Source organism: Microcella flavibacter (genome assembly GCF_012530535.1).
Taxonomy (GTDB): Bacteria; Actinomycetota; Actinomycetes; order Actinomycetales; family Microbacteriaceae; genus Microcella; species Microcella flavibacter.
The window spans coordinates 1,527,871-1,549,350 of sequence record NZ_CP051299.1 but is presented as its reverse complement, the minus strand read 5'-3'; the positions used below and the strand labels follow the sequence as shown (position 1 = coordinate 1,549,350).

Here is a 21,480-nt window from a genome sequence, read left to right as displayed (position 1 = left end):
GAGCGCGCTTCCGACCCTCGGCGGCCCGGGTTACCGTCGGCGCATGACGACGAGCTTCCGTAAGGGCGACAAGGTGGCATGGGATTCGCACGGCGACGAGGCCGTCGGCGAGGTCGTGCGGAAGATCACGAGCGACACCGAGGCGGGCGGCCGCACGGTGCGCGCCTCGGAGGACGAGCCGCAGTACCTCGTGCGCAGCGAGAAGAGCGGCGGCGAGGCCGTGCACAAGCCCGAGGCGCTGCGCCGGCGCTCCTAGCGCTGCTCGCGCGGCCGGGGCAGCAGCCCCGCCCCGTCGATGACCTCGAACACCAGCTGCGTCTCGGTGTGCCGCACGCCCGGGTGCACGGTGATGTGCTCGAGCACGAGGTCGCGCAGCGCGACGGCCGAGTCGACGGCGACGTGCAGCAGGTAATCGTCGGCCCCGGCGAGGTGGAAGATCGTCAGCACGTTCGGGATGCTCGGCAGCAGCTCGCGGAAGGCGTGCACCTGATCGCGGCTGTGGCTCGCGAGCCGCACCTTGATGACGGCTTGCATGGTGAGGCCGAGGGCGGCGGGGTCGACGTCGGCGCGGAAGCGTCGGATGGCGCCTCCGGCCCGGAGCGCCCGCAGCCGCTGCGTGCAGGTCGACTCGGCGATGCCCGCCCGGGCGGCGAGCGCCGCGTTCGTGAGGCGGGCGTTCGACTCGAGCTCGGCGAGCAGCACCATGTCGACGGCATCGAGGGGGGTGGGGCGCGCGATCTGCGGCGGCGGGGCATCCGTCATCGGGCCATCATGCAGGATGCGCGCCGATCATGCAGCATGTCGCGCGTACTGCGGAGCATCTTGCGCTTTGCCGCAGGGCGCGCCAGCCTCGCGGGATGGACGATGACGCCGCCTTCGAGACCCTCGCCGTGCACGCCGGACGGGCGGACCTCGCCGGGCTGGGCGTGCACGCGCTGCCCCTCGACCTGTCGACGACGAACCCTCTGCCCGGGATCGAGAGCGGCGGGGCATCCTACGAATCGATCGCGACCGGCCACCGGCCCACCGAGGGCGGAGCGGTCTACGCCCGCCTGTGGAACCCGACGGTCGCGCGGTTCGAGGAGGCGCTCGCGGTGCTGGAGCGCACCGAGGAGGCCGTCGCGTTCTCGACCGGCATGGCGGCCTTCACCGCCGCCGTGCTCGCCGCCGCGAGCCGGGGGAGGGGGCGCCACGTCGTCGCCGTGCGGCCGATGTACGGCGGCACCGACCACCTGCTCGCCTCGGGGCTGCTGAGCGTCGAGACCACCTACGTCGATGCGGCCGGCGTCGCCGCCGCGATGCGTCCCGACACCTGCCTCGTCGTGCTCGAGACGCCCGCGAACCCGACGCTCGAGCTCGTCGACATCGCGGCCGTCGTCGCGGCGGCGGGGGACGCGCCCGTGCTCGTCGACAACACCTTCGCCACCCCCGTGCTGCAGAACCCGGCCGCGCTCGGTGCCGCCCTCGTGCTGCACAGCGCCACCAAGTACCTCGGCGGGCACGGCGACGCCATGGGCGGCGTCATCGCCTGCTCGACCCAGTGGGCCGAGGCGCTGCGGCCGGTCCGCGCCATCACGGGCGCCCTGCTGCACCCGCTCGGCGCGTACCTGCTGCACCGCGGGCTGCCGACGCTCGCGCTGCGGGTGCGCGCGCAGCAGGCGACGGCCGGGATGCTCGCCGAGCGCCTGGCGCAGCACGAGGCCGTCGCAGCGGTGCACTACCCGGGGCTCGGCGGCGGCGATCCGACGGGTCTCGTCGGGCGCCAGATGCGGGGGGCCGGAGCGATGCTGACCCTCGACCTCGCGGGCGGGTACCCCGCCGCCTCGGCCGTCGTCGGGGCGCTCGGGCTGTTCACCCACGCCGTGTCGCTCGGGGGCGTGGACTCGCTGGTGCAGCATCCCGCCTCGCTCACGCACCGGCCGATCGCCCCGGACGCGCGGCCGGGGGCGGGGATCCTGCGGCTGTCGATCGGGCTCGAGGGCGTCGAGGACCTGTGGCGGGACCTCGAGCGCGCGCTCGGCCGGAGCTGAGCGCGCGCTCGATCCGATCGCGGCGGGATCAGTCGAGGTCGACCTCGACGACGGCGTAGGAGGCGTCGAGCGTGATTTCCGCGCGCACCTCGCCGCGCACCGAGATCTCGTAGGCGCCGTCGTCGTCGGTGAGGGCGATCTCGTGCGCCTCGCCGCCGCCGGTCTCGGCGAGCGCGGCCTCGATGGCGCGGGCGATGCCGTCGTCGGCGAAGGAGCCCTGCTCGCGCCGATCGTCGTCGGTGTCGGGGGTGCCGACGGTGGCCTCGAGCGCCTCGGTGAGGGCGACGTCGACATCCGTGCCATCGGCGCGCAGCACCTCCGCGCTCCAGCCGTCGCGCGTGCGCTCGAGCTCGAGCAGCTGCTCGCCGTCGGCCGCGTCGAGGGCGGCGTCGCGCGCGCTCTCGAACTGCTCGACGTCGGCGGTGCTGCCGCCGCTCGCCGTGCTCGCCGACGTGCTCGCGTCGTCGTCGCCGCGCTCGGACGCGCCGCTACCGTCCGCGCCGACACCCCGGTCGCCGGAGGAGTCGGCCACGAGGGAGGAGCGGTCGTCATCGTCGTCGTCGTCGAAGGCGTCGACGGCGACGGCGGTGACGCCGGCGGTGAGAGCGATGACGCCGAGTGCGGCGGCGGCGATGCCGAGCCCGAGGCGGGTGCGGCGCGACGAGCGCTCCGGAGCGGGCGTCGAGGCCGGTGCAGTCGGCGACGCGGGGGCGGGGGGCGGGGAGGAGGGGGAGTCGGTGCGGTCGGTCATGGGTCCACTGTGGAAGACGAGCACTGAAGCGCCGCTGAAGCGACCTGAAGCGGATTTCAGGAAGGGCGCGGCCCGCTGTCGTCGCCGGGGGAGATCGATGCATCGAGGCCCAGAGGCAGCCGGATCTCCGCGCGAGCGCCGCCGAGCGCCGACGCGAGGATGCGCACCTCGCCGCCGTGCGCGGCGGCCGTGCCCGCGACGATGGCGAGCCCGAGACCGGAGCCGCCAGCGTCGCGCGACCGTGCGTCGTCGAGACGGTGGAAGCGCTCCAGAACCCGCTGCCGTTCGTGCTCGGGCACGCCCGGTCCGTCATCCTCGACGGCGATCACCGCGGTGCCGCCCTCCCGCGACGTCGCGATGCTCACGCTCGTCGCCGCGTGCCGACGCGCGTTGTCGCCGAGGTTGCGCAGGGCGCGCCGCAGGGCGGCGGGGTCGGCGATCAGCTGGACGGCGGACACGCCCGCGGTGCTGATCGAGAGACCCGTCTCGGCGCGCAGCCGCGCCGCCTCGGCGAGGGCGAGGTCGTCGAGGTCGACCGCCTCCCGCCGCAGGGCCCCCTCCTCGGCGCGGGTCAGGGCGAGCATCGATTCCACGAGCTCGGTGAGGCGGGTGCTCTCGGCGTCGACGACCTCGGCGAGCGTCGCCAGGTCGGTGGCGCCCGGGTGCTGCTGCGCGAGCTGCGCGTGCTGCGCGAGCGAGGCGACCGGGGAGCGGAGCTCGTGCGAGGCGTCGGAGAGGAACCGCCGCTGCGCGAGCTGCGCCTGCTCGAGCCGGTCGAGCATGCGATTCATCGTGCGGGCGAGCGTCGCGACCTCGTCCCGCGTCGGCGGCACGTCGACGCGCCGGTCGAGCTGCGCGGAGCCGATGGCGTCGACGTCGCGACGGATGCGATCGACGGGCCGGAGCGCTCGGCCGACGACGACCCACACCGTGAGCGCGATCGCCGCGGTGAGGAGGGGCAGCAGCAGGGCGAGCAGGGCACCGACCGTGGTCGTCGCCGCCGCGACCTGCTCGAGATCGCGCGCCACGACGACGTCGAGCTCCGCTCCGCCGATCTCGGCGTCGGTGCTGGAGGTGACGACCTCGCCCTCGTCGGTGCGCGCGAGCCCCTCGAGCGGCAGCGGCTGCGCGACGTCGTCGTCGGAGGTGGCGAGCACGACGCCGTCGCGCTGCACCTGGGCGACGCCGTCCTCGACGTCGTCGAGCCGGGTGCCGCCCGTCGCCTCGAGTCGGTCGGCGAGCTGCTCGGCGAGCTGCTCGGCGGTGGTCGCCTCGCTGGCGGTCAGGGTGGTGCCGAGAACCCCCACGAAGGCGAGGCCGATGATCGCGAGGCCCGCCGCGACGGCGGCCGCGGTCACCGCCGTGATCCGCCCGCGCATGCCCCTCGGCCTTCGCTGCGCTCGGGCGGAGCTCGGCCGCGGTTCAGCCACCGTCGGGCGCCAACCGGTAGCCCGCTCCGCGCAGGGTCGTGATGGCCGATCGCCCGAAGGGTCGATCGATCTTCGCGCGCAGGTGGCCTATGTACACCTCGACGATGTTCTGGTCGCCCTCGAAGTCGGCGTCCCACACGCCGTCGATCACGTCGCGCTTGCTGACGACGATGCCCGCGTGGCGGGCGAGGTACGCGAGCACGGCGAACTCGCGGGCGGTCAGCGGGATGTGCTGGGCGCCGCGATGCACCGTCCGCGCCGCCGGATCGACCCGCAGGTCGCCGAGCTCGATCGTGACGGGCCGCTCGCGCGCGCCGCGCCGCACGAGCGCGCGGATGCGGGCGACGAGCACGGCGAAGTGCACGGGCTTCACCACGTAGTCGTCGGCCCCGGTATCGAGCCCCTCGACCTCGTCCCACTCGCCGTCCTTCGCCGTCAGCATCAGCACGGGAGTCCAGTCGCCGCTCTCCCGGAGGGTGCGGCAGACGCGGTACCCGCTCATGCCCGGCATCATGATGTCGAGCAGGATGGCGTCGTACCGGTGCTCCTGCGCGTACCAGAGCCCGTCGACCCCGTTGCCGGCGACGTCGACGGCGAAGCCCTCGGCCTCGAGGCCGCGACGGATTCCGTCGGCGAGCCGGACCTCGTCGTCGACGATGAGCACGCGCATCCCCACAGTGTGGAGGCGGGGGCCTGAAGCGGCGCTGAAGCGCGCCGCCCGGTGCCGCTAGACCCCGTCGACGTAGAACCAGTGGCCGCCCTCGCGCACGAAGCGGCTCGTCTCGTGCTGCGAGCCGCCGCCCTCGGGGGAGCGGAAGAAGGCCTCGAACTCGACGCGCCCCTCACGGTCGAGCGGGCCGCCGCGCTCGGTGCGCAGGATGTCGAGGCGGTACCAGCGCAGCTCCGCGTCGAGCGTGAGCGGTGCCGGGCGGGTCGAGGCGTGGTGGCTCGCGAGCAGGTACGCGGCGTCACCGAGGGCGAAGGCGGAGAAGCGCGAGCGCATGAGGCGCTCGGCCGTGGGCGCGGGGGCGCCGGCGTGGAGGGGCGCGCAGCACTCGGCGAGGGGGAGTCCGCTCAGGCAGGGGCAGCGCATGCGCTTCAGGCTAGGGGAGCCGGGGCGGCGAGCGCCGCCGGCCGTCCCGCGGAAAGATCGCGCGCGGTGCGGACATGACCCTCATGTGACGACCGCCGTCGACTCCGCCCGCCGTGCGCGTTTCGCCGCGCTCGTCGCCGAGTGCGGCGAGCCCCTGCAGCGCTACCTGCGCCGCCGCACCGACCCCGACACCGCGGACGACGTGCTGAGCGAGGTTCTGCTGGTGTGCTGGCGGCGGCTCGATGAGATCCCGGTGGATGCTCTGCCCTGGGTCTACGTCGTCGCGAGCAACTGCCTCGCCAACGCCCGCCGGGCCGCTCGTCGCCGCGAGCGGCTGGTGCAGCGCATCCGCGTCGTCGATCCGCCGCAGCCGGCGCCCTCCGCCGCCGAGAGAGCGCGCACGGGCGGCGCCGCCGCGGCGGACGCCGAGCTGCACGCCGCCCTCCGGCGCCTGCGCCCGGCCGAGGCCGAGGTGCTGCGCCTCTGGGCCTGGGAGGAGCTCGCGCCCGGGCGGATCGCGGTCGTGCTCGGCATCAGCGCGAACGCCGTGTCGATCCGGCTGCACCGGGCGAAGAAGGCGCTGCGGGCCGAGCTCGAGCGGGCCGGTGCCGCGCCGATCGGGACGGAACAGCCCGGGTTCGGAAAGGTCGGGCTCGATGCCGGACATGTCGGGGATGACGGAGGGAGCCGGTGATGGGCGACGAGGACGAGGTGCTGCGGCGCCGACTGCGCCGCGCGGATCCGGCTGCCGAGGCCGACCCTGCCGCCGCCCGGCGGCTCGAGCAGATCACGGAGACGATCATGAGCAGCAGCATCCGCACCCCCGCCCCCGCCGGCACCGAGGGGGACGCCCGACGGCCCCGGTGGATCCTGCCGGTCGCGCTGACCGGCGCCGCCGCGGCGATCGCCGCCGCCGTCGTCATCGGCACGGGCGGCGGCGCCTCGCCGACGCGGTTCGTCGCGCCGGAGGCCGTCGGCCCCGCCACGTCCTGCGCCGTGCTCACCGCCGAGGGGCTCGCGATGAACGAGGTCGCCTTCGCGGCGACCGTCACGAGCGTCGACGGCGACGAGGTCGCGCTGGCGGTGACCGAGCGCTTCCGCGGGGAGGTGACCGACGAGGTCATCGTCGCGCAGGGCACCGATCCGAATCTCGAGTACTCGACGGGCGAGTTCGTCGCCGGCGGCGACTACCTCGTCGCCGTCACCGATGGCGCAGCGGCGTCGTGCGGGTTGACGGGGCCGGAGAGCCCCGAGCTGCGCGCGCTGTACGAGGAGGCCTTCGCCGGCTGAGCGCACTGCGACGTCACCCGTCGGCGAGCGCCGCGATGACCTCGAGCTCCTCGGCGCGGGTGAGCCCCGCGCGGCGAGGGCGGTCGAGCCCCCGCGCGCGCTCGTCGGCGAGCACGTCGACGAGGGTGCTGCGCAGCGGCCGGGTGCGCCCGCCCGCCGCGCGGTACCGCTCGCCCGAGCGGCGCGCGAAGCCCTCGTACCCCGCGGGCAACCAGAGCGGCAGCGAGCGCGGGCCCGCCCATGGGGCGACGCCGTGCGCGACGAGCGCCTCGTCGTCGGCGCTGACGAGCGGGGCCGTCGCGCCGGCGACGTCGGCGGCGAGCGCGAGCATCTCCTCGAGCGGCAGCGGGTCGCCGACGGCGTTGACGACGCCGGTCACGCGCGAGCGGGCGGCGTCGGCGATCCAGTCGGCGAGGTCGCGGGCGTCGATGACCTGCGCCGTCTGCCGCGCGCGTCCCGGCACGAGCACGGGCTCCGCGCCCGCGAGCGCGAAGCGGCCCGCCCAGTAGCCGAAGCGGTCGCTGCCGTCGCCCGGGCCGACGATGAGGCCGGGCCGCGCGATCAGCAGCCGGTCGCCGACCCGGTCGGCCGTCGCCTGCTCGGCCGCGACCTTCGCGTGCGCGTAGTCGGTGAGGTCGGTGGGCTCGACGAGGGCCGCCGTCTCGTCGGCGCCGGGCTCGTCGTTCGCGGCGTACACCGAGACGGAGGAGACGAGCGTCCAGTGCTCGGCCGCCGGGGCCAGCGCCTCCAGCGCTCCCGTGACGAGCGACGGCTCGGAGGCGAGCTCGATCACGGCGTCCCAGTGCGAGCCGCCCACCACGTCGTACGCCCCGGGCTCGCGCCGGTCGCGGGTGATGAGCGCGGCGCCGGCGGACGCATCCCCGGATGCTCCGCGCGCGAGGCACGTGACGTCGTCGCCGCGGGCGACGAGGCTCGCCGCGATGAGCCGGCCGAGCCAGGCCGTGCCGCCGAGGACGAGGACGCGCGCCACGGCGATCAGGCCCCGACGTACCGGGCGAGGTGCTCGCCGGTGAGGGTGGAGCGCGCCGCGACGAGCTCGGCCGGCGTTCCCTCGAAGACGATGCGGCCGCCGTCGTGACCGGCCCCGGGGCCGAGGTCGATGATCCAGTCGGCGTGCGCCATGACGGCCTGGTGGTGCTCGATGACGATGACCGAGCGGCCCGCGTCGACCAGGCGGTCGAGCAGCCCGAGCAGGGTCTGCACGTCGGCGAGGTGCAGACCCGCGGTGGGCTCGTCGAGCACGATGACGTCACCCTTCTCGCCGAGGTGGGTCGCGAGCTTGAGTCGCTGACGCTCGCCGCCCGAGAGCGTCGTGAGCGGCTGCCCCAGCCCGATGTAGCCCAGTCCCACCTCGACGAGCCGGTGCGCGATGGCGTGCGCCGCGGGGATGCGGCCGGGCCCCTCGGCGAAGAAGGCCTCGGCATCGGCGGCGGGCATCGCGAGCACCTCGCTGATGTCCTTGCCGCCGAATCGGTGCTCGAGCACGCTCGCCTGGAACCGGCGGCCCTCGCAGGCCTCGCAGGGGCTCGCGACGCCGGCCATCATGCCGAGATCGATCTCGATGACGCCCGCGCCCTTGCACACCGGGCAGGCGCCTTCGGAGTTCGCGCTGAACAGCGCCGGCGTGACCCCGTTGGCTTTGGCGAAGGCGGTGCGGATCGAGTCGAGCATGCCCGTGTAGGTCGCGGGGCTGCTGCGCCGCGACCCGCGGATGGCGCCCTGGTCGATGGCGACGACGCCGGGCCGAGGAGCGACGGACCCGTGGATGAGCGAGCTCTTGCCGGACCCGGCTACTCCGGTGACGGCGACGAGCACGCCGAGCGGGATGTCGACGTCGACCCCGTGCAGGTTGTGCGAGCGGGCGTCGCGCACCTCGATCGTTCCGCGCGGCGTGCGCGGGGCATCCTTCACCAGCACGCGATCGTGCAGATGGCGGCCGGTGAGGGTGCCGCTCGCCGTGAGCTCGGCGAGGGTGCCCTCGAAGCAGATCGTGCCGCCCGCGGTGCCCGCCCCGGGCCCCAGATCGACGACATGGTCGGCGATGGCGATCGTCTCGGGCTTGTGCTCGACCACGAGCACGGTGTTGCCCTTGTCGCGCAGGCGCAGCAGCAGCTCGTTCATGCGCTGGATGTCGTGCGGGTGCAGGCCGATCGTGGGCTCGTCGAAGACGTAGGTGACGTCGGTGAGCGACGAGCCGAGGTGCCGGATCATCTTCGTGCGCTGCGACTCGCCCCCCGAGAGCGTGCCCGACGGCCGGTCGAGCGAGAGGTAGCCGAGCCCGATCTCGACGAAGGAGTCGAGGGTCTGCTGCAGCACGGACAGCAGCGGCGCCACGGCGGGGTCGTCGAGCCCGCGCACCCAGGCGGCGAGGTCGCTGATCTGCATCGCGCACGCATCGGCGATCGAGACCCCCTGGATGCGCGAGGACCGCGCCGCCGCGTTCAGCCGAGTGCCCTCGCACTCGGGGCAGCGGGTGAAGGTCACCGCCCGGTCGACGAAGGCGCGCACGTGCGGCTGCATCGCCTCGCGGTCCTTCTGCAGAAAGGACTTCTGGATCTTCGGGACGAGCCCCTCGTACGTCATCTTCATCGACTGCAGCTGCACCTTGGTGGGCTCGCGGTAGAGGAAGTCCTGCCGCTCGGTCTCGGTGTAGTCGCGGATGGGCTTGGTGGGGTCGAGGAAGCCGGACTCGGCGAAGATGCGCACCATCCAGCCGTCGACCGTGTAGCCGGGCATGGTGAGGGCGCCCTCGGCGAGCGAGAGGCTGTCGTCGTAGAGCTGCGCGAGGTCGATGTCGGAGACCGAGCCCATGCCTTCGCACCGCGGGCACATGCCGCCGAGGTACACCTCGTCGTCGACGACGATGCGCTCGCCGGTGGCCGTCGTGCGCACCCCGCTCGTGCGGCTCGTCGGGATGTTGAACGAGAACGCGTTCGGGGCCCCGATGAACGGCTCGCCGAGCCTGCTGAACAGGATGCGCAGCATCGCGTTCGCGTCGGTGGCCGTGCCGACCGTGGACCGGGCGTTGGCGCCCATCCGCTCCTGGTCGACGATGATCGCCGTCGTGACGCCCTCGAGCAGGTCCACGTCGGGGCGCGCCTGACTCGGCATGAAGCCCTGCACGAAGGCGCTGTAGGTCTCGTTGATCATGCGCTGCGACTCGGCGGCGATGGTGTCGAAGACGAGGGAGCTCTTGCCCGAGCCCGAGACGCCCGTGAACACGGTGAGGCGGCGCTTCGGGATGTCGACGCTCACCTCGCGCAGATTGTTCTCGCGCGCGCCGACCACGCGGATCAGGTCGTGCGTGTCGGCCGGGTGCCGGGCATCCGTCGCGGGGCGAGCCGGTGCGGCGGGGCTCGGAGCGGCGGAGGCGGCGGTCATGCGGTCAGGATACGGGGGAGGGGCGGCGCGGTCAGCGTTGCGGAATCTATCGACTATCGATAGATTTCCGTCATGACCTCCTCGACATCGTTCTTCACCGCCGGCCTGGTGATGGCGCTGCGCGTCGTCATCGCGCTCAGCCTGCTCGGCTCGCTGCTCGTGCAGGGCATGATCCTGCCGCTCGTCTGGGAGGACCTCGCCGGGGCGCCCGAGCTGTCGCGCACCCTCTTCGTGCTGCTCATCGGCGCCGGCGTCGTCACCCTGCAGGTCAGCGCCGTCTGCATCTGGCGCCTGCTGACGATGGTGCGGCGCGGCTCGGTGTTCAGCCGCGCGGCGTTCCGGTACGTCGACGTCATCATCGGGGCGATCCTCGTCGCCGCGGCCCTCATGGCCGGGCTCGGCCTGCTGCTCGTTCCCGGGGGAGTGGCCCCGGGCGTCGTCGGCCTCATCGGGGGCGCGGCCCTCGTCATCGGCGGCGTCGCGCTGCTCATGGTCGTCATGCGCGTGCTGCTCGCGCAGGCCGTCGAGCGCGAGACCGAGGCGCGCGCGCTGCGCTCCGAGCTGCAGGAGGTGATCTGATGCCGATCGTCGTCGACATCGACGCCATGCTCGCGCGGCGCTCGATGGCGGTCGGCACGCTCGCCGAGCTCGTCGGCATCACGCCCGCCAACCTCGCCGTGCTCAAGAACGGGCGCGCCAAGGCGGTGCGCTTCACGACGCTCGACGCGCTCTGCGCGGCGCTCGACTGCCAGCCGGGCGACCTGCTGCGCTGGCAGCCGGAGGGGGAAGGCGTCGCGGGCGACGATCCCGCGGAGTCGTCGCCCGGCCGCGACCTCGCCGCCGGATCGAGCGCACGATGATCGTCCACGCGTCCGCGACCCTGACCCCCGCGTCGCGCGTGCTGCTCTGGCACGGCGGCACTCCGCACACCGGCCGACTGCTCGCGCCCGTGCTCGCCCTCGCCCGAGCGCTCGACCGAGAGCTGGTCTGCGTCGCGCGGCCCGGTTACGGCGGTGCGCCCCGGCACCGGGGCCGCAGCGTCGCCGAGGGCGCGGCCGACACCGCCCTCCTGCTGCGGCAGCACGACCTGCACGACGTGCACGTCGCGGGGTACTCGGGCGGCGGGCCGCACGCGCTCGCCCTCGCGGCCGCCGAACCGACGCGCATCCGGGCGGTCGTCGTCGCGGGATGCCCCGCCCCGTACTCGGGAGGCGACGAGTGGTTCGCCGGCATGGTCGACCCGGGTGCGCTGCGCGCGGCGGTCGAGGGCATCGCGGCGCGCGACGGGCATCCCGAGGTCTGGGAGCCCCGGTCGTTCACGGCTCGCGACTACGCGGCGCTCGAGGGGGAGTGGGGCGTTCTCGGCGAGGACGCCGGCGCCTCGGACGAGCTCATGGACGGGGGAGCGGTCGATGACGACGTCGCCTTCGTCACCGACTGGGGGTTCCCGCTCGCCGCGGTCGGCGCCCCGGTGACGGTCGTGCACGGCACGCAGGACCGCATCATCCCCGTCGCCCACGCCGCGCTGCTCGGCGGTCGGCTGCGGGATGCCCGACTCGCGATCCACGACGGCGAGGGGCACGTCTCGGTGCTCGAGCACCTGGGGCAGCACCTCGCGGAAGCCGGCGGTTAACGCGCGCCGTTCCGCGGGATACGCTCAGCCCATGAAGCGCATTCGGTTCGGCAGCGGCGAGGTCGTCACGGGCGACGCGGTCGCGGCCGCGCTCGTGGAGTACATCACCTCGGTGCCCGCCACCGAGGGCAGCGTCTCGGTCGACATCCCGGTGCTCGGTGACGACGGGCAGACCTCGGTCAGCACCTTCGTGGTCGGCGCCGACACGCAGATCGAGGTGTCGGCCGGGGACGACCTGCACGTCGACCACGAGGCGTTGCGGTTCCCCGTTCCGGAGCTGCCCATCATCGGGCTCGTCGCGACCATCGAGACCGACCCGCAGGCGGAGCGGACGGCCGAGGACATCGACGCCATGATGGCCGACATCGACGACGGGCTGGGGCGGTAATCGTGGGCCGATTCATCTACGGAACCCCGTCGATCACCGTCGAGTTCGACGACCGGGTGCTCGCGCACCTCAAGATCGTCATCCTGTCGAAGGTGCGGCGCGGCGAGAGCTTCACCTTCTCGTGGGAGTACTCGGTCGCCTCCGGCAGCGGGCACAGCTCGATCTGGATCAACCCGACTATCCCGCTGCAGTTCGACTTCGACGGCAGTCGCGAGCCGCGGCTCAACCGCGCCTGGGTCGAGGAGCTCGTCCGGCTCAGCAACACTCCCGCGGGTCTGCGGGTCGTGCCCGAGCCGCCCGAGGTGCCCGAAGTGGGTGCCGGCGGGCGTTGACGCGTAGACCGCTCCGCGAGGACTGGGGCGGGACTCAGGATAGGAGCTTCTGCGCGACTGGATCTAAGAGATATCGCCGTAGGTCGTGAGGTCGCTGTTGGCAGCCGTACCGACCGAGAGTGTCTGACTGTGGCTTCGTTCGCTTGGTGGCGGGGTTTTTGCAGCGCTCCGTGGCGGTCTTGTTGCCGCGATCACGCAGGGCTGGCTGCAGGTAGGTGTCGCGGTCTGAACCGAGAGGGGTGCGCCCGGTCGGGGCCGTTTGGATCGCTGCCGCTACATCAGAGTCCGAAGGCTCCGCCGCTGACGAGGATCACGATGCCGAGGCCGATGAGAACGATGGGGAAGAGGATGTGCTCCCAGCGTTCGAGCACTTCGGCGATCGGGGGGCGGGTGGCGACGAACTTTGCCAGGGCCACCAGGACCGCGACGAGCGCGAGGAAGACGATGCAGTAGGCGACTACTGCGAGAGGTTCCACGCTGAGGAAGACAGGGGTGTAGACGCCGATGTTGTCGCCGCCGTTGGCAAGGGTGACGCCTGCGACTGTCCACACGCCGACCTTCTTGCCGGCAACCTTGGCCTCGTCGTCATCGTCGTCATCGTCTCCGCGCCAGGCCTGCCATGCGGCCCAGAGGCCGAGGCCCAGAGGGATGAGACCGAAGTACGGGATGGCTGCCGAGGGCAGGAATGCTCCGGCACCGATGGTCACCAGGACCGCGGCACCGAGGATGCCGGCGAATCCGAGGTACTGGCCGGCCAGAATGCGGGCGGTAGTGCCGCGCTGGCCTGCCCCTCGCGCGAAGAAGAGGGAGAGCACGATGATGTCGTCGATGTTGGTCGCTGCGAACAGGCCCATCGCCTGCAAGACCGAGGTGAGGATCATGCGCCCTCCCCAGCTGCGTCGCATCCGGGAAGCGAGCAGGCGGGATCGATGCACGGGGCGTCTTCGTCCACTGCCAGGGTGGCATCGACCAGTGCCGTCAGCGCCTGCGCCAGGTGCGAATCGGCGATCTCATATCGTGTCCGACGACCCTCGGGCTCGGAGACGACGATCCCGCAATCGCGCAGGCATGCCAGGTGGTTGGACACGTTCGGGCGTGTCAGGTCCAGATCTCGGGCCAGTTCCGCCGGGTAAGCGGGATGGTCGAGCAGGGTCAAGATGATCCGGGATCGAGTGGGGTCGGCCAGTGCACGACCCAGGCGGTTCATCACGTCGAGACGCGAAGCAATAGTCAGCATGGACTGAACTATACAGCGCGCACTGAACACTCGGTCACAGGCGTCAGCCCAGATCGCATGCCCGTAAGGGGAACCCTCACCGGGACACTTCGAAGTGACAGCGGCGCCGATCGAGATCGGGCTGGATGCTCGATCTGGACATTCCCGTTGGACCCGCCCGCAAATATGCCCGATGAGGGGGCGTCAAAGGCTACCGTCGTCGCATGCTGATCGGGTATGCGCGCGTCTCCACCATCGAGCAGGATCTGACCGTCCAACAGGATGCACTGATGGCTCTCGGAGTCGAGGAACGGAACATCCACGTCGACCACGGACTGACCGGCACGAACCGTGCTCGGCCGGGCCTGCGCGAGGCCCTAGCCGCGTGTCGCGAAGGCGACACCCTCGTGGTGTCGAAGCTCGACCGGCTCGCACGCTCCCTGCCGGACGCCCGCGACATCGCCGACGAGCTCGCTGCGAAGGGCGTGCGTCTGAGCCTCGGCGGAAGCCTCTACGACCCGACAGACCCCGTTGGTCGGTTGTTGTTCAACGTGCTCGGCATGGTCGCCGAGTTCGAGGCAGATCTCATCCGGGCTCGCACCCGCGAGGGCATGGCGATAGCCCGAGCAAAGGGCCGTCTGCGCGGCAAGAAGCCGAAGCTCTCCCCGACTCAGGAGGCGCACCTCGTCAGCCTTCATCGCGCGGGCGCACACACTTCCGGCGAGCTCGCGGAGTTATTCGGTGTTGCCCGTGCGACTGTCTACCGCGCCGTGGAACGCGCCTCCCGAGTGAGCTGATCAGAATTCGCTCTCATTGCCACCGCTCCCTCTTGGTGGACATGCAGCCGGAACCTCTGACCCGCCGAGAACCACCGAGCCCTTGACAAAAGACCTAGAATAATTGAGGTGAACTTCACGAACAGAGTCGTCGATCAGGGCGTGAACTTTCCAGCAGCGACCTTCGTCGCCGCAGGTCAGGAGTCACCCAAACCCTCAGCAGTCCGACGCTCAGCCAGACGCGGAACGACCGCGACGCAAAGAGGTACCTGTTGAGCACGAGCGGGGCGGGGCCGAAATGAGGTTGAAGTGACCAGCAAGCGAAGCGATCGGTGAATCGCCCCGGGTTTGATGGAGGGTCTGATTCCCCGAGAGGATCGGATCATGCCAGCACTGAGGAAGTATCCGCAGGAATTGCGGGAGCGGGCTATTCGGCTCGTGCAAGAGGCGCGTAAGGAGGATTCGGAGCTGTCGCTGAACGCGGCGGTGGTCCGGATCGGGCAGCGGACGGGGGTGAATGCCGACACGTTGCGTGGGTGGTGCAAGCAGGCCGCTATCGATGCCGGTGAGCGGCCCGGGACCACGACCGGCGATGCGGCTCGGATCAAGCAGCTCGAGGCGGAGAACCGCGAGCTGAAGCGTGCCAACGAGATTCTGTTGGCGGCCTCCTCGTTCTTCGCGCGGGAGCTCGACCCGCGACTGCCGTGGTAGTTCAGTTCATTGACGATCATCGTGACCGGTTCGGGGTCGAGCCGATCTGCCGGGTGCTCTCCGAGCACGGCGTCAAGATCGCCCCGTCTGGTTACTACGCCTTCAAGTCCCGTCCGATATCGGCGCGAGCGGCCAGCGATGCGGAGCTCGTCATCGAGCTCCGCCGAGTCTTCACGGATCGGAGCCTCGGGCGCGGGATCAGCGGGGTCCGGAAGATGTGGCATCTGCTGCGCCGAGAAGGCATCGTGGTGGCGCGCTGCACTGTCGAACGTCTCATGCGGCAAGAGGGTCTGCGTGGGGTTCGTCGGGGCAAGCAGTTCGTCACGACCCGCTCTGACGACAAGGCGGCCCGCCCGGCTGATCACGTCGAGCGTTGCTTCCGCGCAGACCGTCCAAACGAGCTCTGGGTCGTGGACTTCACCTATGTTCCAACATGGTCCGGGATGGCGTTCACCGCGTTCGTCACCGATGTGTTCTCCCGGCGGATCGTTGGCTGGCGCACGATGAATCGAATGCCAACCGAGCTGCCGTTGGACGCGCTCGAGATGGCACTCTGGGTTCGTGATCGCGCCGGTGAAGACGTCACCGGCGTGATCCAACATTCGGATGCGGGAGCGCAATACACCGCGATTCGCTACGCCGACAGACTCGCCGACGCCGGCGCGATCGCGTCGATCGGCACCGTCGGCGACAGCTACGACAATGCTCTCGCCGAGAGCGTGGTCGGGCTCTACAAGAACGAGTGCGTGAAGATCGACGGACCGTTCCGCGGGGTTGACGACCTCGAACTCGCGACCCTCTCCTGGGTGCACTGGTTCAACGAGAACCGACTGCACTCATCGATCGGATACCTCACACCCATCGAGATGGAGAACCAGTACTACCGTGAGATCAACCCCCAGCGTCAGCCGACGTTGGGAGAACCCGCCCTCCACTAAACCCGGGGCGATTCACACCGTCCTCGAACTCAGCGCTTAACCCATCACTTCGAAGGACCGCGCTACACCACTACCTGGGACTTGACCGTCGGCGATGTAGGCCAAGAACAGCGCGAGATCGTTCTGGATCGCACGGATCGTAGACGGGGAAAGGTGCTGGATGCCTCGCAGCTCGGCGAAGAAGTCGTGCGCCTCCAATTGCGTCCACTGCCACGGGTATTTGCCTGACCAGTCCATGAATCTGCGAACGGTTCGCTGGCGCCTGGCTGCGGTGCGTTGCTGGAACCCTTGCGACAGCTGAGCGTGAGTCCATCCGTCGAGCATTGCGATGCACAGCGATTCGGCGTCGATGGCGGCGTCGGGCGATCGAAACAGGCGAATCCGACCCGTCTGCTCCATGACCACCTCCGTGTCAGAATCTGCACCAATGATGCATCAGATGCAACATCCGAGACGAAAATGCCGGTCAGAGCGAGGTTCACGTGATGCATCAGATGCATCACTCGGCGGGCTTTCCGCTACTCATGGATCGAGTCGCTCTGAAGGAAAACCAAGATGGCGGCCGTGTTATGGACACCGCGTCAGTCCGATCGGGGAGGGAGACCAATCGTGCGTATGGGACTCATGCCCGACTTGAGCTGACATAATGATGATTATCGGAGTGTGGCCGACGGTGTCGATCGGGGCCTCGCTCGCCGCTCAGCCCCGCTGAGTGCGAGTCGGCGTCGTGAGCTGCGCCGCCCGCGCCGCCGGGCGGCCGATGAGGAACCAGGCGATCGGCCCGAGGAGCGTGGCGAAGATCACGACGGCCGACCAGACGGCGGTCGCCATCGACGACAGTCCGTCGGTGTGGCGCGCGATCGACACGAGCGAGACGGCGATGAGCGCGATCATCAGGATCGGCACGATCGTCCACGCGAGGTCGTAGGCGGCGGGCAGCGTCGGATTCGCGGTCTCGGCGGCGGAGCCTGCCAGTGCGATGGGCATGCCGGCAGTCAAGCACCTCGAGGGCGCGAGCGCGAGCATTCCTCCGCTGCGGGCCGCCCCGTGCCGATCCCTAGTCGGCGGCGCGGTGCCGGGCGCCGATGCGGAACCAGAGGGCGACGCCGATCGGGCCGCCGACCATGACGACCACGATCCATCCGATGAGCGCGCGCGGGGGCATCCCCTCGCGGTGGGCGGCGATCGAGGCGAACGCCGCGCCCCACATCACGACCAGCAGGATCATGACGATCGAGACCCAGCTGGAGAAGAAGGGCCCGACCGTCGCGGCACGGTCGTACTGCGTGCCCGGGATCACGTCGACGAGGGCGCGCGCGGCGAGCCGGGCCGACTCCCCTGCTGCCTGCGCCGTGAGATTCATGGCTGCAGTGAACCACGATCGGCTCGGAGCGTCACCCGGCGAGGTGCGCGCGCACGGCCTCCATCGCAAGATCGTGGTCCTGGACGTCGGGCAGGCCCGAGACCGTGAGGGTGCCGACGAGCGCTCCCCCGGCCATCCGCAACGGGATGCACCCACCGGCCAGCGCGTAGTGCACCGGGTCGAGCCACCCCAGGTCGCCGTCGTCGAGCTCGTGCCGCACGCGGGCCTGCAGGCTGCTGATCTCGAGCCTGCGCACGAGCCGGATCTTCCGCTCGATCCACGCGTCGTTGTCGGCGCTCGTCCCGTCCGTCACCGCGTGGAAGGCGAGCTGGTCGCCGCGCGTGACGCGGATGGCGACGGGGAGCGACCGTTCGACGGCGAGCGTCAGGGCGCGCGAGCCGAGGTCGACGGCGTCGGCGTGCGCGAAGGCCGGCAGGAGCGACTCGCGCTCGTCGGCGCGGACGCGCTCGAGCAGGGCGAGCAGCTTGGGGCGGGCATCCCTCGTCGGGGTCATGCCGGCGCCGTCGGGGCGAAGCGTCGCAGCAGGGCCGGCAGCTCGGCGGGTTCGAAGGGCTCCGCGCCCGCCTCGAGCTCGTCGGCGGTGACCCAGCGGTGGGCGGTGACGTCGACGTGCTCGTCGTCCGTCCAGTTCTCGGAGCTCGGCGCGAAGCGCTCGGGCACGCGCACGAGGTAGTACTCGGCGTGGCCCCGGTCGTGGTCGGCCTCGTCCCAGGCGACCGGGAAGTCGAGGGAGAAGACCGGCCCGTCGACGCCGTCGATGCGCAGCCCCGTCTCCTCGAAGAGCTCGCGCACGGCGGCGTCGGCGTGCGACTCCCCCGGGTCGACCCCGCCGCCGGGCGTGATCCAGCGGGCGAACCGCGAGGAGTCGGGCGCCGCCGTCATGAACAGCAGCGCCGCGCCGTCGGGGGCGAGAAGCAGGATGCGCGAGGTGCGGCGCAGCCCCGGGGTGGCGACCACGGAGGGCTACTCCCCCGCGGCGGTGAAGGAGGAGGTGTCGCCGACCAAGCGCGTGTTGTCGGCGGGCACGGGGTCGACGGCGGCCTGCGCGACCTCGGCGGCGAACTCGGCCACGTTGTACAGACGCCCCGCGTCCTGCTTGCGGGCGTCGATCGCGCCCGGGTTCGCGCGCTCGAGCAGGGTCGCGGTGATGGTGCCCTCGATCATGTCGCCCGAGACGACGGTGAAGCCGATGCCGGCGGCCTCGAGGTGCGGGATGCGCTCGCGCAGGGCGTCCTCGCCTGCGCGCTTCGACAGCGCCACCGGCTCGTACTCGGGCATCGTCGGCACGGTGCGGATGAAGTGGGCCTGGTGGCTCGTGACGAAGACCACGCGGGATCCGGTGCCGAGCAGCGGGAGGGCGGCGTCGAGCACGTTGAGCTGCGCGTCGCGGTTGAGGCGCAGAGCGTAGTCCTCGCCCATGTTCGCCTCCATGCCGCCGGAGGCGTTGAGCACGAGCACGTCGAGCGATCCGAAGCGCGCGCGCACGGCATCCATCATCGCGGCGACCGAGTCGGGATCGGTGAGGTCGGCGCCGATCGCGAGCCCCTCGGTTCCGGCGGCCTCGAGCTCGGTCAGCAGCTTCTGCGCGCGGGGCGCCTTCGAGCGGTAGTTGATGACGACGTTCGCGCCGGCCTCGGCGAAGAGGCGGACGGTGTCGGCGCCGATGCCGCGGGAGGAGCCGGTGACGAGGACGGTCTTTCCGGCGAGCACGCCGGCGGGGAGAGGGCTGTTCACAGCGCCGACACTATCGCGTCGTCCGCGGGCGGGGAGGGAGCCGGGCGGCCGTCGGAGGCCGGTGATAGCGTCGGCACCACTCGACCCGGGAAGGGGCGCCGATGCTCGTGGATCTGACCCAGTACCTCTGGATCGTCTGGATCGTCTTCGTGCTGATCTGCGTCATCATCGAGCTGCTGACGCTCGAGTTCACCTTCCTCATGATCGGCGCCGGCAGCCTCATCGGCGGCCTCGGCGTCAATCTGCTCGGCGGCGAGTGGTACTGGCAGGTTGCGGCCGCCGCGATCGTCGCGGCCCTGCTGCTGTTCACCATCCGGCCCCTGCTGCTGAAGACCCTGCGCCGCGGCGGCGACGTGCGCGGCTCGAACACGAACGTCGACGCGCTGGCCGGGATGCGCGCTCGCGTCACCGCCCCCTTCGACGGGCACGGCCAGGGGTTCGCGAAGCTCGCCAACGGCGAGACCTGGACGGCCCGGCTCGCCCCGGCCCACGAGACCACCACCCTCACGGAGGGCGATCGCGTGATCGTCGTCCGCGTCGACGGAGCGACCGTCGAGGTCGCCCCCGAGGAAAGGAGCGCCCCCGCGTGACCACCCCCACCGAGTTCATCGGGCAGCTGTTCGTCATCGCCCTGCTGGTCGTCCTCGGCATCTTCGTCGTGGTCGTCCTCATCCGGTCGATCCGCATCGTGCCGCAGGCCTACAACGGCGTCGTCGAGCGCCTCGGGCGCTACCACAAGACCTTGCAGCCGGGCCTCAACATCCTCGTTCCCTTCATCGACCGGCTGAAGCCGCTCGTCGACATGCGCGAGCAGGTCGTGTCGTTCCCGCCGCAGCCGGTCATCACCGAGGACAACCTCGTCGTCTCGATCGACACGGTCATCTACTTCCAGGTCAACGACGCCCGCGCCGCCACGTACGAGATCGCCAACTACCTCGCCGGCGTCGAGCAGCTGACCGTCACGACCCTGCGCAACGTGGTGGGCGGCCTGAACCTCGAGGAGGCGCTGACCAGCCGCGACAACATCAACGGGCAGCTGCGCGTCGTGCTCGACGAGGCCACCGGCAAGTGGGGTCTGCGCGTCAACCGCGTCGAGCTCAAGGCGATCGACCCGCCCGCCTCGATCCAGGACTCGATGGAGAAGCAGATGCGCGCCGAGCGCGACCGCCGCGCCGTCATCCTCACCTCGGAGGGCTCGAAGCAGTCGCAGATCCTCGAGGCCGAGGGCGCCCGCCAGTCGGCCATCCTCAAGGCCGAGGGCGATGCGAAGGCCCAGGTGCTGCGCGCCGAGGCCGAGGCCGAGTCGATCAAGATCGTCTTCGGCGCCATCCACGCCGGCAACCCCGACAGCAAGCTGCTCGCCTACGAGTACCTGCAGACGCTGCCGAAGCTCGCCGAGGGCGACGCCAACAAGATGTGGATCATCCCGAGCGAGCTCACCGAGGCGCTCAAGGGCATCGGCGCCGGGTTCTTCCCCGGCGGCGGCGCACCCGGTCAGCCGACCGCCGCTCCCGGCCACCCGAACGCCGCTCCCCCGGCCGGGCCCGCCCGCTAGGTGCCCGCGCACCCGTACCTCGCCGCTGCCGGCCCCCGCGTGCTCGCGCACCGGGGGCTGGCGACCGCGGCCCCCGAGAACACCCTGCTGGCCTTCGCGCACGCCCTCGCCCTCGGCATCACCCACATCGAGACCGACGTGCACGCGAGCCGCGACGGCGTCGCCGTGATCGCGCACGACGCCGAGCTTCAGCGCGTGGCCGGCCGCCCCGGCGGCGTCGCCGAGCTCGACGCCCGCGCGCTCGGGCGGCTCGACCTCGGCGGCGGTCACGGCATGCCGACGCTCGACGCCGCGCTCGAGGCTTTTCCCGAGGCGCGGTTCAACATCGACGTCAAGAGCGCCGCCGCCATCGCGCCGACCGCCGAGGCCGTGCGCCGGCACCGGGCCGAGCATCGCGTGCTGCTCACCTCCTTCAGCGAGCGGCGGCGCGCGGCCGCCGTGCGGCTCGCGCCGGGCGTCGCCACGAGCGCCTCCGGGCCGCGGTTCGCCGCCGCGCTCCTCGCCGCCCGGGTGGGGCTGCGGCCGCTCGTGCGCCGCGCCCTCGCCGGCCTCGACGCGGTGCAGATCCCCGAGCGCGCGCTCGGCATCGAGACCACCGCTCCCCCGCTGCTGCGCGCCTTCCACGACGCCGGCGTCGAGGTGCACGTCTGGACGATCAACGACCCGACGACCATGCGCGCCCTGCTCGAGCGGGGCGTCGACGGCGTCGTGACCGACCGCGCCGACCTCGCCGTGGAGGTGCTGCGCTCGCTGGCATGACACTGGCAATGGTCTGGGAAAGGACCTCCCTCCGCGAGGGCGCCCCGGCACCAGGTCT

At 71.7% G+C, this 21,480-nt stretch carries 29 protein-coding genes and 1 other annotated feature; of the genes, 14 read left to right on the top strand and 15 right to left on the bottom strand.

Annotated elements, in window-relative coordinates; all coding sequences use genetic code 11:
* The first annotated feature begins 43 nt into the window (after positions 1-43).
* Entirely contained in the window at positions 44-256 is a 213-nt protein-coding gene (locus HGB54_RS07345) for a hypervirulence associated TUDOR domain-containing protein (protein ID WP_168915858.1), read from the top strand.
* Here the strand turns inward: HGB54_RS07345 and HGB54_RS07340 are convergent.
* Positions 253-762: an Lrp/AsnC family transcriptional regulator gene (locus tag HGB54_RS07340; RefSeq protein WP_168915857.1), complete on the bottom strand. Its 510-nt coding sequence runs from the start codon at positions 760-762 to the stop codon at positions 253-255. The genes HGB54_RS07345 and HGB54_RS07340 overlap by 4 nt on opposite strands.
* Positions 763-857: 95 nt before the next feature.
* On the opposite strand from HGB54_RS07340, the gene HGB54_RS07335 reads away from it, so the two are divergent.
* Entirely contained in the window at positions 858-2,030 is a 1,173-nt protein-coding gene (locus HGB54_RS07335; protein ID WP_168915856.1) for a trans-sulfuration enzyme family protein, read from the top strand.
* Between the two features lie 28 nt (positions 2,031-2,058).
* Here HGB54_RS07335 and HGB54_RS07330 read toward each other — a convergent pair whose 3' ends face one another.
* From HGB54_RS07330 to HGB54_RS07315, 4 genes are all read right to left on the bottom strand, one after another.
* Positions 2,059-2,781 (bottom strand): hypothetical protein, encoded by a 723-nt coding sequence (locus HGB54_RS07330; RefSeq protein WP_168915855.1) that lies wholly within the window; start codon positions 2,779-2,781, stop codon positions 2,059-2,061.
* Positions 2,782-2,837: 56 nt separating this feature from the next.
* On the bottom strand, positions 2,838-4,139 hold the full coding sequence (locus tag HGB54_RS07325; RefSeq protein ID WP_168915854.1) for a sensor histidine kinase: 1,302 nt from the start codon (positions 4,137-4,139) through the stop codon (positions 2,838-2,840).
* A gap of 64 nt (positions 4,140-4,203) precedes the next feature.
* Positions 4,204-4,881, bottom strand: a complete 678-nt coding sequence (locus HGB54_RS07320) for a response regulator transcription factor (RefSeq protein WP_168915853.1) — start codon at positions 4,879-4,881, stop codon at positions 4,204-4,206.
* Positions 4,882-4,938: 57 nt separating this feature from the next.
* The gene (locus HGB54_RS07315) at positions 4,939-5,304 is read right to left on the bottom strand and encodes a YchJ family protein (RefSeq protein WP_168915852.1); all 366 of its coding nucleotides are present in this window, start codon (positions 5,302-5,304) and stop codon (positions 4,939-4,941) included.
* 85 nt (positions 5,305-5,389) lie between these two features.
* Here HGB54_RS07315 and HGB54_RS07310 point away from each other — a divergent pair, with 85 nt between their 5' ends.
* Together HGB54_RS07310 and HGB54_RS07305 are read left to right on the top strand one after the other, a co-directional pair.
* Positions 5,390-5,998: an RNA polymerase sigma factor gene (locus HGB54_RS07310; RefSeq protein WP_228545728.1), complete on the top strand. Its 609-nt coding sequence runs from the start codon at positions 5,390-5,392 to the stop codon at positions 5,996-5,998.
* Complete coding sequence (locus HGB54_RS07305) at positions 5,998-6,594, top strand: hypothetical protein (protein ID WP_168915850.1); 597 nt, start codon at positions 5,998-6,000, stop codon at positions 6,592-6,594. The genes HGB54_RS07310 and HGB54_RS07305 overlap by 1 nt, the downstream gene beginning before the upstream one ends.
* A gap of 13 nt (positions 6,595-6,607) precedes the next feature.
* Here HGB54_RS07305 and HGB54_RS07300 read toward each other — a convergent pair whose 3' ends face one another.
* Both HGB54_RS07300 and HGB54_RS07295 read right to left on the bottom strand, forming a co-directional pair.
* Positions 6,608-7,585: an NAD-dependent epimerase/dehydratase family protein gene (locus tag HGB54_RS07300; protein ID WP_168915849.1), complete on the bottom strand. Its 978-nt coding sequence runs from the start codon at positions 7,583-7,585 to the stop codon at positions 6,608-6,610.
* A 5-nt stretch (positions 7,586-7,590) separates the two neighbouring features.
* Entirely contained in the window at positions 7,591-9,996 is a 2,406-nt protein-coding gene (locus tag HGB54_RS07295; protein WP_168915848.1) for an ATP-binding cassette domain-containing protein, read from the bottom strand.
* Positions 9,997-10,068: 72 nt separating this feature from the next.
* Between HGB54_RS07295 and HGB54_RS07290 the strand changes: the two genes are divergently transcribed.
* From HGB54_RS07290 to HGB54_RS07270, 5 genes are read left to right on the top strand one after another with little or no spacing between them, the layout of a single operon-like run.
* Positions 10,069-10,575, top strand: coding sequence for a DUF2975 domain-containing protein (locus HGB54_RS07290; protein WP_168915847.1), 507 nt, complete (start codon positions 10,069-10,071; stop codon positions 10,573-10,575).
* A complete protein-coding gene (locus HGB54_RS07285; protein WP_168915846.1) occupies positions 10,575-10,856 on the top strand; it encodes a helix-turn-helix domain-containing protein in 282 nt (93 codons plus the stop codon). The genes HGB54_RS07290 and HGB54_RS07285 overlap by 1 nt, the downstream gene beginning before the upstream one ends.
* On the top strand, positions 10,853-11,629 hold the full coding sequence (locus HGB54_RS07280; protein ID WP_168915845.1) for an alpha/beta fold hydrolase: 777 nt from the start codon (positions 10,853-10,855) through the stop codon (positions 11,627-11,629). The genes HGB54_RS07285 and HGB54_RS07280 overlap by 4 nt, the downstream gene beginning before the upstream one ends.
* 31 nt (positions 11,630-11,660) lie before the next feature.
* Positions 11,661-12,017 carry a hypothetical protein gene (locus HGB54_RS07275; protein ID WP_168915844.1) on the top strand — a complete coding sequence of 119 codons (357 nt, stop codon included), beginning with the start codon at positions 11,661-11,663 and terminating at the stop codon, positions 12,015-12,017.
* Between the two features lie 2 nt (positions 12,018-12,019).
* Positions 12,020-12,349 carry a DUF7882 family protein gene (locus tag HGB54_RS07270; protein ID WP_168915843.1) on the top strand — a complete coding sequence of 110 codons (330 nt, stop codon included), beginning with the start codon at positions 12,020-12,022 and terminating at the stop codon, positions 12,347-12,349.
* A gap of 278 nt (positions 12,350-12,627) precedes the next feature.
* Here the strand turns inward: HGB54_RS07270 and HGB54_RS07265 are convergent, their stop codons facing one another.
* Positions 12,628-13,230: a cadmium resistance transporter gene (locus tag HGB54_RS07265; protein WP_016997609.1), complete on the bottom strand. Its 603-nt coding sequence runs from the start codon at positions 13,228-13,230 to the stop codon at positions 12,628-12,630.
* Positions 13,227-13,586: a Cd(II)/Pb(II)-sensing metalloregulatory transcriptional regulator CmtR gene (gene cmtR, locus HGB54_RS07260; protein ID WP_006590980.1), complete on the bottom strand. Its 360-nt coding sequence runs from the start codon at positions 13,584-13,586 to the stop codon at positions 13,227-13,229. The genes HGB54_RS07265 and cmtR overlap by 4 nt, the downstream gene beginning before the upstream one ends.
* A gap of 203 nt (positions 13,587-13,789) precedes the next feature.
* On the opposite strand from cmtR, the gene HGB54_RS07255 reads away from it, so the two are divergent.
* Positions 13,790-14,362 (top strand): recombinase family protein, encoded by a 573-nt coding sequence (locus tag HGB54_RS07255; protein ID WP_168915842.1) that lies wholly within the window; start codon positions 13,790-13,792, stop codon positions 14,360-14,362.
* Between the two features lie 363 nt (positions 14,363-14,725).
* Positions 14,726-15,990 (top strand): IS3 family transposase gene (locus HGB54_RS07250; RefSeq protein ID WP_228545727.1). Its coding sequence is split into 2 segments (ribosomal slippage): positions 14,726-15,017 and positions 15,017-15,990, totalling 1,266 coding nucleotides; the frame shifts between segments, so codons are not numbered across the junction.
* Positions 15,010-15,138: a sequence feature (AL1L pseudoknot), on the top strand. Its footprint overlaps the gene before it by 129 nt.
* 36 nt (positions 15,991-16,026) lie before the next feature.
* On the opposite strand, the gene HGB54_RS07245 is transcribed toward HGB54_RS07250, so the two are convergent.
* The 6 genes from HGB54_RS07245 to HGB54_RS07220 all read right to left on the bottom strand — a co-directional run bounded on the left by HGB54_RS07245 (position 16,027) and on the right by HGB54_RS07220 (position 19,108).
* On the bottom strand, positions 16,027-16,389 hold the full coding sequence (locus HGB54_RS07245; protein ID WP_168915841.1) for a phage integrase N-terminal SAM-like domain-containing protein: 363 nt from the start codon (positions 16,387-16,389) through the stop codon (positions 16,027-16,029).
* A gap of 300 nt (positions 16,390-16,689) precedes the next feature.
* The gene (locus HGB54_RS07240) at positions 16,690-16,977 is read right to left on the bottom strand and encodes a PLDc N-terminal domain-containing protein (RefSeq protein WP_168915840.1); all 288 of its coding nucleotides are present in this window, start codon (positions 16,975-16,977) and stop codon (positions 16,690-16,692) included.
* Between the two features lie 70 nt (positions 16,978-17,047).
* Positions 17,048-17,353 (bottom strand): hypothetical protein, encoded by a 306-nt coding sequence (locus HGB54_RS07235; RefSeq protein ID WP_168915839.1) that lies wholly within the window; start codon positions 17,351-17,353, stop codon positions 17,048-17,050.
* 31 nt (positions 17,354-17,384) lie between these two features.
* Positions 17,385-17,867: a heme-degrading domain-containing protein gene (locus HGB54_RS07230; protein ID WP_168915838.1), complete on the bottom strand. Its 483-nt coding sequence runs from the start codon at positions 17,865-17,867 to the stop codon at positions 17,385-17,387.
* On the bottom strand, positions 17,864-18,331 hold the full coding sequence (locus HGB54_RS07225) for an NUDIX hydrolase (protein ID WP_168915837.1): 468 nt from the start codon (positions 18,329-18,331) through the stop codon (positions 17,864-17,866). The genes HGB54_RS07230 and HGB54_RS07225 overlap by 4 nt, the downstream gene beginning before the upstream one ends.
* A 6-nt stretch (positions 18,332-18,337) precedes the next feature.
* Positions 18,338-19,108 (bottom strand): SDR family oxidoreductase, encoded by a 771-nt coding sequence (locus HGB54_RS07220; protein WP_168915836.1) that lies wholly within the window; start codon positions 19,106-19,108, stop codon positions 18,338-18,340.
* A gap of 101 nt (positions 19,109-19,209) precedes the next feature.
* Here HGB54_RS07220 and HGB54_RS07215 point away from each other — a divergent pair, with 101 nt between their 5' ends.
* From HGB54_RS07215 to HGB54_RS07205, 3 genes are read left to right on the top strand one after another with little or no spacing between them, the layout of a single operon-like run.
* Complete coding sequence (locus HGB54_RS07215; RefSeq protein WP_168915835.1) at positions 19,210-19,698, top strand: NfeD family protein; 489 nt, start codon at positions 19,210-19,212, stop codon at positions 19,696-19,698.
* Entirely contained in the window at positions 19,695-20,663 is a 969-nt protein-coding gene (locus HGB54_RS07210; protein WP_168915834.1) for an SPFH domain-containing protein, read from the top strand. The genes HGB54_RS07215 and HGB54_RS07210 overlap by 4 nt, the downstream gene beginning before the upstream one ends.
* Entirely contained in the window at positions 20,664-21,422 is a 759-nt protein-coding gene (locus tag HGB54_RS07205) for a glycerophosphodiester phosphodiesterase family protein (protein WP_168915833.1), read from the top strand.
* Positions 21,423-21,480: the final 58 nt, after the last annotated feature.